This is a genomic window from Candidatus Eisenbacteria bacterium, from assembly GCA_035712145.1.
In the GTDB taxonomy this organism is placed as follows: domain Bacteria; phylum Eisenbacteria; class RBG-16-71-46; order RBG-16-71-46; family RBG-16-71-46; genus DASTBI01.
Genome location: DASTBI010000272.1, coordinates 1 through 8,705 on the forward strand (window position 1 = coordinate 1; position 8,705 = coordinate 8,705).

Below are 8,705 nucleotides of genomic sequence, written 5' to 3' on the forward strand. Positions count from 1 at the left end.
TGGGCCACGCCCCGTTGGACGTGTTGGATACGACCGTCGCGAACGTGGCGTCCGAGTGGGCGCTCGAGCGAAACGAGACGCCCGCGTCACCGCCGATGATGTAGTGCAGCGGCGGGCTGGCTCCGTCGTCATGGATCCAGATCCCGTGACCGTAGAACGAGTGCTGCTTGTCGATCTGCGTCGCCGCTTTCTTCAGGAACATCGAGGCAAGCCCCGACGAGAGCACGGCGCCGTCGAAGAAGCCGCGCCAGAGTCGGTCGAAGTCACCGACGGTCGTGAACATCCCGCCGTCGGGTCCGCCGATGATCGGCAGCGAGTAGATGTTGGTGCGCCAGCCACCGCCGCTGGTTTCGACGTAGCCGTTGGCAACGCGCGGTGGAAGCCGGTCGAAGCGAAAGAAGCCGGAGTCCGTCATCCCGCACGGCCGGAGCACACGCTCCTCGACGAGCGCGTGGAACGAGCATCCGGCCACCTCCTCGAGAGCGAAACCGAGCAGCACGAAGCCGCCATTCGAGTACGAGAAGCGCGTGCCCGGCTCGAACTTGGCAGGCCCGGCGACCAGCATCGGCAGATAGTCCCGCGGCCCGAGCAGCTTGAACGGCGGGATCGGCAGCTCGAAGTGGTCGGGGTCGTCGATCACATCCTCGTCGAGGTAGTCGTACACGCCGGATGTGTGAGTCAGCAGGTGGCCGATCGTCACCGCCGCCGAGACGCCCGGCAGCGGCACCGACACCAGGTCGACGAGCCGATCCTCGAGGGCGAGCTTTCCATCGTCGATCAGCGCTCCGGCGGCGAGCGCGGTCAGGAACTTGGTCCCGGATGCGATCCCGAATCGCGTGTCGACCGTGTTGCGGATCCCGGCCGAGCGATCGGCCTCCCCGAAGGCCTCGGCGAGGACTGTGGCGCGATCGATCGTCACCTGGACCGCTCCGGAAAAGGCGTGCTTCGCCGCCGTGGTGGCGACGAGCTCATCGAGATCATTTCTCATCGAATGCTCTTTCCTTCCCGTTTCTCTCGCAGGAGTCGATTGGCGCGCCGCCAGCCGACCACGGCCATGACGATCGGACCGACGAGCCCCAGCGCGACGCCGAACACCGCGAAAGCGGTCTCGGATATCGGCAGGAAAGCGATCACCAGCGGCAAGATGACCAGCGCGCTTCCGAGAACGACCATATCGCGGCCGCACCACGCGTTTGCCTCGTACCACACCTCTTCGTCAGCGAAAGTCGCGGGCACGCGCAGCCCGTAGATGGCGTTCGGCCGCACGCGGCGAAGGATCAACGGGATTGCGAGCGCGACCATGAGCGCGCCGAACGCGACAAAGACCATGACCAGCACTTGCACGGGAGACATGGAAGCAAGGTCCCACTACACGATGATGGCTGTCCAGGCCTCGGCTCGGTGCTAAGGTCCCGGGCAAGGTGCAGCCAGAGCCACTCGTCATTCAATTACAGGGAGGAAAGATGAAGACGAATCTGGTTCTCTTCGGACTGGCAGTTGGTGTGGCGAGCTTGATGGTGGGCCCACTCGTGGGAGCTCAAGAGGCAAAGACTGCCAAGTCTGCTCTGAGCAAGCCGTACACGCCGGTTCTCGGAGAAATGATCGCGTCGACCATTTCCGGGGTTCTTGCGACGTCCAGGACCTTCGACGGAGCTCTGACGGCCACCTATGACAAACAAGCGGACAAGATCGTCGTGATCCTGATGGGCTCTCAAAACAGCGTCGATGGAGCCAAGTCGACGATGGATGGTTTCCGGAAGAACGCGATGCCGGTCGTCGCGGGCGCCATTCAAAGGCAGTACGGCGTGACCCTCAACGAGGACTCGCAGCTTCTTCTCGTCTACCAGAACCGCCTGAAGGCGACCGAAGTCGTTCGCCGAGAGAACGGCCTCTACGTGGTCAAATAGGGGGACGACCCCGATCTCGGCGATCCCGTGACCGTAGAAGGAGCGCTCCTTCTCGATCTGTGACGCGGTGTTACTCAGGAGCATCGAGGCAAGTCCGGAGGAGACCACGGCGCCGTCGAAGAAGCCGCGCCAGAGTCGGTCAAAGTGGCCGACGGTCGTGAAGTCTCGCCGTCGGGGCTACCGATGATCGATAGGGAGTAGATGTTTGTGCGCCAGCCACCGTCCTCGGTTTCGACGTAGCCGTTTGCAACGCGCGGCGGAAGTCTGTCGAAGCGAAGAAGCCTGAGTCCGCCATCCCGCAGGGCCGGAGCACCCGCCCTTCGACCAGCTTATGGAACGAGCATCCGGCAACTGGAGATGCGCTTCGGTGACGGGTGAGGCTGCGGTTGGCGCGATCAGCCCGAGCGCCGAGTGGCGCTCGGTGTTGCACCAGCCCTCGATGAAGTCGAATACGGCGAGCCGCGCGGCGATTTGATTGGCGAACCGACGTCGGGCACCGGCTCGGCAGGGCTGCGGCATCCCGGTGTCCCTGTCGCCGTCGCGCCCCCTTGCGGGCGGCAGCCACTCCGATGGGTTCACGCTCGACGTGTGGTGAGCCATCGGCTCACCGGGGGAATCATCTTTGTTCTTGACTGTTGGTACCGCCGCAGTAGCCTTCGCGGTGGCTCGAGATTCCAAAGCACGTACGGCCGACTCCCGCAGCGTGCCACCCCAATCTTGGACCCCGAGCATTTGTTATAGGCCCCACCCCCGATGTGGGCCGTAGATGGTTACGTTTATCCAGACGATGTGACCATCGCGTGGATTTGATCCTGCGCCGTACCGAATCCATGAAATGCAATGGGCCTTCATTCGACTTCCGAGCACCTCGTGATCTCGTAGGCGCGAGCCCGCGAGTCTTCCTGTCGCGATGTTCGGTCGTCGCCCCGTTTGCGTTCTGAATGTGTGCGGGTTGGTGAGCGGAGCCATATTCCTCGCGATGGCTCGATGTTACCGGTCATGAATCGACCGTTGGGAGGTTCGCCGTGTCGCGTGCCATTGGTATTCACATCGGATTGAACGCCGTCGACCGGCGCTCCTACGAGGGCTGGGCCGGGGAACTGAACGCCTGCGAGAACGACGCGCGGGACATGGCGGCAATCGGTATGTCTCAGAAGATGCGCTCACGGACGTTGCTGACGAAGCGTGCGACTCGCCGTGCGGTCCTGACCGCGCTGACCACCGCGGCCCGCTCTCTCAAGAAGGGTGATTACTGCCTCGTCACCTACTCCGGCCACGGCGGCCAGCTGCCCGATCGCAATCACGACGAGCCAGATGCCTACGACGAGACGTGGTGCCTCTACGACGGTGAAATCAGCGACGACCAGCTGGATCAGGCTTGGGCCAAGTTCCGAAGTGGCGTGAGGATCTTGGTGCTCTCGGACAGCTGCCACAGCGGAACGGTGACCCGGGCCGCGTTCATGTCGGCCTTGCGTGCAGCTTCACCCGGGCGTGGACTCGGCTCGCATGAGAATGGCAACGCGCCGCGCTCGCGCGCCATGCCGATGGCCGTGGCGATGCGAGTCTATCGAGCTCACCAGCGCGAGTACGACCGGATCCAGAAGTCGGTGGATCCCCGTGCTCGCGATCGGGTCAAGGCGAGCGTGCTGCTGATCTCGGGCTGCCAGGACAACCAGGAGTCCCTCGACGGCGACGTCAACGGGCTCTTCACCGAGAACCTGCTGCGGGTCTGGAAACAAGGTCGTTTCCGTGGCGACTATCGACGCTTTCATCGCGAGATCGCGCGTCGCATGCCGCCGACCCAGTCGCCCAACTACTACATGATCGGCGCTACGAATGGCCGGTTCGAGAATCAGCGCCCCTTCCAGGTTCAATGATCGCTTTGCACACGATCCTGTCGCGATCGCAGTTCTGAAATTGCGTTTGCGCCGGACGGTCAATTCCCGTCCGGCAGGAGGTCGACATGCCGGCGCCGTTCATTCAGCTCACGCTGTCTCAATTCGCAAGTCTGCTCGAGCGGTTCGCATTTGGCTCGCGTCGAATCGATGCGGTGCATCTTCATCACACCTGGAAGCCCGACCACGCGACCTACCGCGGACGAGACACGATCGCCAACATGGCCCGTGTGCACGTGGAGCAGAACCATTGGAGTGACATCGCTCAGCATCTGAGCATCGGCCCGAACGGCGAGCTGTGGACGGGGCGCGATTGGAACCGAGCGCCGGCCAGTGCCTCCGGCTTCAACGGCAACGCACAAGTCGGTCCGTTCATGATCGAGATGATCGGGAACTTCGACGTGGGCCACGATCGACTCCAGGGAAATCAGCTCGAGGCGGTGATCGAGGTCATCGCGCGTCTCCAGGAACGATTCAAGCTGGCCCCGGACACGCTCCGATTCCATCGCACCATGTCGACCAAGACCTGCCCCGGCACGTCGGTGGACTACGCGTCGCTCCTCGACCAAGTCTTGGCCCGGCGCGCGACCCTCGATCGAGAGCCGGTGGCACGAAGCCTGACCGACGAAGAGGCGGGCCCGTTCGGCGAGGAGGCGTTGAAGATCGCAGAGTTCCTCGAAGCTTGTCATCGCGCGCGGTCCGCCGCGCGCGATCCCGATGGGGCCGAGTGTCCCGAAGAGAGCATGACGGCGGACGAGGTGGCCCGAATGGTCGGCGATACCGCGAGGCTCGAGGTCGCTCCAAGAGCCGGCCGCGCCGCGAGGCGCGGGGTCGCAGACCGCCTGACTCCCGACGTCTTGAACGGCTTGAGGCCCCACGTCATCAACCTCGTCCAGGGTCGGTTCGCGCCTGGAGGCCTCTATTCGAGCGCTCCGGGAGACGTGGATGCCGTCTTCGGCGAGCACCTCCCCATGGCCATGGCGGAGGCGAAGCAGCAAGGCAAGAAGCTGCAGCTGATGTTCTACGCCCACGGCGGGTTGGTGAATGAAGCAGGCGGTCTGTGGATGGCCCACCGCCTGATTCCGTGGTGGAAGAAGAACAACATCTATCCCATCTACTTCGTCTGGGAGACCGGGCTGTGGGAGACCCTGGGCCAGATCCTGCTGCGGGGCCGACGCGAGCTAGCGCGCGCGGTGCCGCGCGATGTGTTCGACTACACCACCGACCCACTGCTGGAGCGTGTGGCTCGCGCTCTGCGCGGCGAGCTGATCTGGTCGGGCATGAAGCGCAGCGCCGAGCGTGCCGCGGCGGCCGACGGTGGTTCGCGCTACGTGGCGGAGAAGCTCAAAGCGTTTCTTGACCAGCAAGGAGCCAGCGCGCCACCGCTCCACGCCGTCGGGCACAGCGCAGGGTCGATCTTCCACGCCCACTTCGTTCCGGCCGCGCTGGAGGTTGGGGTCCCATCGTTCAGGACCATGAGCTTCCTGGCACCGGCCATTCGTGTCGACACATTCCTGTCTCGGCTGGCTGAGCCCTTCATCAAGTCGAAGATCGAACGCCTCGACATCTTCACCATGGCCAAGGACTGGGAGAAGGCGGACAACTGCGTTGGGCTCTACCGGAAGTCGCTGCTCTATCTGATCTACGCGGCGCTCGAGGCCGAGCCCACGACACCGATCCTCGGCCTCGAGATCGCGCTGCGTGAGAATCCCGACCTGCGTGCCCTGTTCGGCCTCGCGGGAACCCCGAATCCGCGGGGCGAGGTGATCTGGTCGAAGACCCGCGAGACCACCGGGACGCGGGCCAGCCGATCGGCATCCCATGGCGGATTCGACAACGATCCACCGACCATGTGCAGCGTGGCCGCTCGAATCCTCGGGCTCGGCGACACGGTGAGCCTCGCACCGTTCCCGGCAGACGCCGCTGCCGATCGCGGCATCCTGGACTGGAGCTCCTCGATCGAGTGGCCCGAGGATCTCGAGTTCCTCGCCCAGCCCGAAGGAAGCAACGGGACCGGCGGCGCGCTGCGTCCCGCGGACCGCTTGTCAGCAGGATCGGGCGCCCTCGCCGGCCTTGGCTCTCCTCAGCCCGAAGGGATCGCGGATCTCGGCAGTGGCAGGAAGAAGGCGCTCTGCGTCGGAATCAACGTCTATCTCTCCGCTCCGCTCAACGGTTGTGTGAAGGACGCGCAGGACTGGGGGAAGGGTCTCCGGGAGATGGGCTTCGATGTAGACGAGCTGCTCGATCACGAAGCCACGCACGACGCGATCATCGCCGGCCTCGAGAAGCTCGTGGAGGGAAGCAAAGCCGGCGACGTGCTGGCCTTCCAGTACTCGGGCCATGGCACGCAGCTCCCCGACGAGGACGGTGACGAGCGCGATGACCAGAAGGACGAGGCGCTGTGCCCGGTCGACTACGAAAGCGGCGCGTTCGTCATCGACGACGAGCTCGAGCGGCTCTTCCGCAGGATTCCCGAAGGCGTCCTGCTGACCTGCTTCATGGATTGCTGCCACTCGGGTACCAACACGCGACTCGCGATCGGGCGTCCGTCAGCGGGACTTGATGGAGTCACGCACGTCATCAAGCGCCGATTCATGCCCGCGACGCCTGAGATGATCCGTGCTCACCAAGCGTATCGATCGGCGCGGGGGCAGACCCGGACGTTGCGGACCAGCGAGAGCAGCGAGGTTCGGCGCGTCGTGGTGTTCGCCGCCTGCAAGTCTCACGAGAGCGCCTACGAGACCGACGGCCAGGGCGACTTCACTGGCTATGCGGTTCCGCGGCTTGGCCAATCCGCGGGTCGGTTGTCCAACGAGGACTTTCAACGCGATCTGATCCAAGCATTCGGCGAAGCGCCACGGCAGCACCCGGAGATCGATTGCAGCCTGTCGATTCGATCCCGGATCTTGCTCTCGGCCATCGCCCCGAGTGCGGCGGCGTTGGAGGAGCGTGTTCCGGCCGGAATGCCTCAGAACTTCCGGCCGGAGTTCGATAAGAAAGAGGTCAAGAGGTTCACCAAGAAGCACCTGGGAACCAAGGGCTGATGGCGTCACGAGCCGAGGAATCCACGCCGAGCACGTCAGAATCGGCCAAGGCGACCGCACAGTCACGCTCGGGTGAGCCTCCGGCGGGCGAGAAACAACGTGGCCAAGACGGCACCTCCGGTGCGTTCACCATCGGTCCCGCGGTGATACGAGCGGTCACCGGTCAGCCGTACGAGCGCGACGGCACCGACGTCCTCTATCGGCCGCTTCGGATCTACACGGTCGATCCTTCGTTGGGCCGCAAGGACGGCGCCGTGGCGACGGTCAACGTTCCATACGAGCCATTGGAGCCCGGGCCCGCGGGAGCGGTCTTCGAGGTCGACAACAAGGACGGCCATCGAGGAGAAGAGTACCGGCGAGTAGACCTCGATGATCCTCGCGTTCTCATCGAAGATGGCCTGCGGCCGTCACCTTCCGACCCGCGATTCCACCAGCAGATGGTCTACGCCGTCTGCAGCCTGGTGTACGCAGCCTTCCGCACTGCACTCGGTCGTCACGTCGCTTGGGGGTTTCCGGTTCAACAAGGACGCTCCCGACTGCTCGTCCGTCCTCACGCGCTCGACGAGTTGAATGCGTATTACGACCACGATCGGGGCGAGCTCTGCTTCGGCTACGCAAAGGCCAAAGAGACCAACGGCACCACGACGCGCGGCTACGTGTTCACTTGTCTTTCTCACGACGTGATCGCTCACGAGGTCACCCATGCGCTGATCGCGGGAGTCCGTTCTCACTTTAACATCGCCTCGGGGAGGGACGCGGCCGCGCTCCATGAAGCCCTGGCCGACTTGATCGCGATCTTCCAGCATTTCAGCTACAAAGAAGTCGTCCGCGGCGTCATTCGAAGCTCCGGCGGACGTCTGGATATGGGCGGGCTGCTGACGGATGTCGCGCCCCAAGTCGGACAGGCCTACGGTCAGAGCGCCCTGCGCTCGGGCATCGACAGCGACCCGGAGCATCCACGCCAATACAAGGAGGGAGCCGAGGAGCACGAGACTGGCGCGGTGCTCGCATCGGCGGTGATCGAGGCCTTCACGGCCATCTACAAGCGCAAGAGCGCCCGCTTCTTCCGTCTCGCCACGCAAGGAACCGGCGTCTTGCCACCCGGGCAGATCCCGCACGATCTCGAGGACGTTCTCGCCGACCAGGCCAGCAAGCTTGCGGATCAGTTCCAGAGGATCCTGATTCGGGCGCTCGATTATTGCCCGCCCGTCGATCCCGAGCTGGGGAATTACCTCCGCGGCCTGATCACCGCGGACTACGACCTGGTGCCCGACGATCCCTGGGGCTACCGCGAGGTCATGATCGCGGCGTTCGCGCGGCGTGGGATCTATCCACGCAACGTCCCGACTCTTTCCGAAGACGCCATCCTCTGGAAGCCTCCGATTCGTGCGGTGGGAGCCATCGCCGATCTCTCCTTCGCCAAGCTTCAGTTCGATGGCGACCCGGGCCGCCCCGCGGGAAAGGCGGAGCTCGAGCGGCAGGCTGCGGTCCTTGGCAGACTCGTCAGCCAGCCCGATCTGCTCGATGTCTTCGGTCTGGCTCGCGAGGGGGACGCACGGCTCCGGGGAGATCGCGTCGAACTGCCGCAGGTGGAGTCGATTCGCAGTTCGCGACGGGTCGGACCCGATGGACAAGTGGTGTTCGATTTGATCGGGGAGGTGACCCAGCTGCGTCACGCGCGGATGCCGAACGGAGAACTGTTCGCCTTCTATGGAGGGGCCACCATCATCATCGGACCGCGCGGCGAGGTGCGTTTCGTCATCAACAAGAACGTCGCCAGCGACTCACGACTCGAGCGTGAGACGAAGAACAGAGCCAGCGGCCTCCTTCCATCGATGCGCTGCTCACTCTACAAGCGG

The 8,705-nt window shown here is 64.3% G+C and carries 6 protein-coding genes; 4 read left to right on the top strand and 2 right to left on the bottom strand.

Annotation, left to right across the window (positions count from 1 at the left end; translation table 11 throughout):
- Positions 1-988 (bottom strand): serine hydrolase domain-containing protein (locus VFQ05_19055; GenBank protein ID HET9328870.1); only part of this gene is annotated, 988 nt, incomplete at its 3' end.
- Entirely contained in the window at positions 985-1,353 is a 369-nt protein-coding gene (locus VFQ05_19060) for an SdpI family protein (GenBank protein HET9328871.1), read from the bottom strand. The genes VFQ05_19060 and VFQ05_19055, both read right to left, overlap by 4 nt.
- Before the next feature lie 110 nt (positions 1,354-1,463).
- Here VFQ05_19060 and VFQ05_19065 point away from each other — a divergent pair, with 110 nt between their 5' ends.
- From VFQ05_19065 to VFQ05_19080, 4 genes are all read left to right on the top strand, one after another.
- On the top strand, positions 1,464-1,907 hold the full coding sequence (locus VFQ05_19065) for a hypothetical protein (protein HET9328872.1): 444 nt from the start codon (positions 1,464-1,466) through the stop codon (positions 1,905-1,907).
- 1,025 nt (positions 1,908-2,932) lie between these two features.
- Positions 2,933-3,784: a caspase family protein gene (locus VFQ05_19070; protein ID HET9328873.1), complete on the top strand. Its 852-nt coding sequence runs from the start codon at positions 2,933-2,935 to the stop codon at positions 3,782-3,784.
- Between the two features lie 86 nt (positions 3,785-3,870).
- The gene (locus VFQ05_19075) at positions 3,871-6,846 is read left to right on the top strand and encodes a caspase family protein (protein ID HET9328874.1); all 2,976 of its coding nucleotides are present in this window, start codon (positions 3,871-3,873) and stop codon (positions 6,844-6,846) included.
- A partial coding sequence (locus VFQ05_19080) for a peptidase M4 (GenBank protein HET9328875.1) occupies positions 6,846-8,705 on the top strand: 1,860 nt, incomplete at its 3' end. The genes VFQ05_19075 and VFQ05_19080, both read left to right, overlap by 1 nt.

Coding starts and splice junctions, on each gene's coding strand:
- VFQ05_19060 (HET9328871.1), bottom strand. CDS start 1,353: ATGTCTCCCGTGCAAGTGCTGGTCATGGTCTTTGTCGCGTTCGGCGCG.
- VFQ05_19075 (HET9328874.1), top strand. CDS start 3,871: ATGCCGGCGCCGTTCATTCAGCTCACGCTGTCTCAATTCGCAAGTCTG.
- VFQ05_19065 (HET9328872.1), top strand. CDS start 1,464: ATGAAGACGAATCTGGTTCTCTTCGGACTGGCAGTTGGTGTGGCGAGC.